The sequence below is a fragment of the Acinetobacter sp. AS5 genome, assembly GCF_048957595.1.
In the GTDB taxonomy this organism is placed as follows: domain Bacteria; phylum Pseudomonadota; class Gammaproteobacteria; order Pseudomonadales; family Moraxellaceae; genus Acinetobacter.
In genome coordinates this window covers 1-2,545 of record NZ_JARDAL010000113.1, presented here as the reverse complement: position 1 = coordinate 2,545, position 2,545 = coordinate 1, and the positions used below count along the sequence as shown (strand labels likewise).

Annotated in this window: 2 protein-coding genes and 1 pseudogene; 2 read left to right on the top strand and 1 reads right to left on the bottom strand. The window is 36.6% G+C overall.

The window, feature by feature from the left end:
- Window positions 1–122 precede the first annotated feature (122 nt).
- Together PV763_RS17315 and PV763_RS17310 are read left to right on the top strand one after the other, a co-directional pair.
- Window positions 123–416 (top strand): annotated as a pseudogene (locus PV763_RS17315) (2,4-dichlorophenol 6-monooxygenase); the annotation flags it as partial.
- A gap of 103 nt (window positions 417–519) precedes the next feature.
- On the top strand, window positions 520–1,560 hold the full coding sequence (locus PV763_RS17310; RefSeq protein ID WP_420938271.1) for an IS481 family transposase: 1,041 nt from the start codon (window positions 520–522) through the stop codon (window positions 1,558–1,560).
- Window positions 1,561–1,635: 75 nt separating this feature from the next.
- Here the strand turns inward: PV763_RS17310 and PV763_RS17305 are convergent, their stop codons facing one another.
- Complete coding sequence (locus tag PV763_RS17305; protein WP_420938270.1) at window positions 1,636–2,400, bottom strand: abortive infection family protein; 765 nt, start codon at window positions 2,398–2,400, stop codon at window positions 1,636–1,638.
- Window positions 2,401–2,545: the final 145 nt, after the last annotated feature.

The window sequence follows — 2,545 nt, the reverse complement described above, 5'->3', positions numbered from 1 at the left end:
TTTGAAGGATAAAAAAAGAATTGGGATTCAGCCGCAGGTTGAAACTTAATACGAGATCAAAGGGGTCAATTTTACTTTGCCATTTGTAAGGTAAAAGGGGTCAATTTTAGAATGCCGTTGACAATATTACGGGTAAAGGTCGTTTTACCCTGCTCACAGGTTTATCCGGTAAAGGCTGGAAACAGGCGGCAGAAGCATTGGATTTGCCATATCTGGATGTGACTCAGATTGGTTCACGTGACTATCGTGATGTGTATGGAACCTGGAATGCCAAGTCTGAAATTCATGAATCTGGCGTAATTCTGGTTCGTCCGGATGGTTATGTGGCTTGGCGTTATCAGGACAGTACCAATGATGCTTTTGATTATGAAAATACGTTGAAGACGGTGTTAAAGCAGATTCAGTTGGTTGTTTAAAATGTATTAGTTCAGACTTGATCGTACATTCTTCTTGAAAAAGAGAAAGTTACCCGTTTTGATAAAGGTGTCGAAATCTTAATCAAACAAAGGTAACTTTCTTATGTTGCATACTAACAATCAAATCATTAAACACAAAGTAGGTCTGCTTAATTTAGCTGAAGAGCTTCAGAATGTATCCAGAGCATGCAAAGTGATGGGTGTTTCAAGAGATACATTTTATCGCTATCAGGAATTAGTAAAGTCTGGTGATATTGACGCACTGATCAATAAATCCCGTCGAGTACCAAATTTAAAAAACCGTGTAGATGATGCTACTGAACAGGCTGTTATTGATTTCGCAATTCAATATCCCGCATATGGTCAGCACCGTACTAGTAATGAATTACGCAAGAAGGGTGTATTCGTTTCAGGGAGTGGGGTTCGCTCTATATGGCTTCATCATGATTTAGAAAACTTTAAGAAGCGTTTAAAAGCACTTGAGGCTAAAGTGGCACAGGATGGTATTGAATTAAATGATCAGCAGATTGCGGCACTTGAACGTAAGCATGAGGATGACGTTGCTTGTGGTGAAATCGAAACAGCTCATCCAGGCTATTTAGGCGCGCAAGACACCTTTTATGTCGGGAATCTAAAAGGTGTTGGACGAATCTATCAACAAACATTCATCGACACTTATAGCAAGGTTGTTCATTGCAATCTCTATACAACAAAAACACCGATTACAGCGGCTGATTTACTCAATGATCGTGTGTTGCCATTCTATCAATCTCAGGACTTACCAATGCTTCGCATCCTCACAGACAGAGGTACTGAGTATTGCGGTAAGGTAGAACAACATGACTATGAGTTGTATCTGGCAGTTAATGATATTGATTACACGAAGACAAAAGCAGCTTCCCCGCAAACAAATGGTATCTGTGAGCGTTTCCATAAGACGATTTTGCAGGAGTTCTATCAAATTACGTTTAGGAAGAAGCTTTATAGCTCATTGGAAGAATTACAAGTTGATCTAGACGATTGGCTGAAATTCTATAATACTGAACGGACTCATCAAGGAAAAATGTGCTGTGGTCGTACACCACTTGAAACTTTACTTGATGGAAAACGGATTTGGGCTGAGAAGAATTTAGTTCAAATTTAACCTGACAGGCACAATAAAAAATGGGTAACTGTCAGATCAGGTTTGAGCTAGTACATTTAAAAAACGGGGGAAAGATCACTTTTGAGTGACCTTTTCTAATAATTCTTTTTTAAATTCCCAAGTTGTAAATAAAAATACTGCCATTGTTCCTGCTAAATTTACTGCTAGCTCTGCATGCCTAGAAGATGGCTTCACATTAACTTTTCCTTGTCCATGTGCGTCACCAACTTTATTCCTTAAAGCACCTAATCCTTCGACAATCGAACTACAACCACCTAAAATTTGTTTAAACACTTTTTCTGTATGTTGTGATGGTGCTAAATTTAATTCATTACTAACTAAACGATAAAGCTGATTTATTTCAGGTGCATGTCCATAATCAATACCTATTTCATCAAGGATATGTTTGCATGTAGATTCCAATAATGAGCGCGCTATGGTGATGGCACCTTCAGGATCTGAAGTTCTACGTTCTAAAGCCTTTTGCCATATTTGATGAATGTAGTTCGAATTCAAATATTCTATTGTGTTTATTACCAATTGATCTAATGGAGCACTATCTGTATTTTCTAAAATATCAAATAGTTCATTAAATTCATCATAAATAAATTGCTTACAATCAGCATAACTATTAAAAGTATTTTTTAAATATTCGTTAAACTGATCTAAAGATCGAGAGTTTTTTAATATTGTAGGAATATATGTTTTTAGACTTCTGATACTAATAATTTCATGTCTAAGCTGTATAAATGCGTCATCAGCACCAGCTTCAATTTTATCTAAAGCTCTAGCAATAAGCAGCTCTTGTAACAACGAAACTTTCTTAATTAAATCAGCCATATTTTTATCTTAAATAATTAGTGTTTAGTATTTTATATTTCTAAATAGGGTCTGTTGACATTTCAAGTAGGCTTTGTTGCACAAAGATTTGAAATGCAAAGCGCCCCTAATTGAGCCAAATTTAAGGCGTAACTTGGGTAAGTGG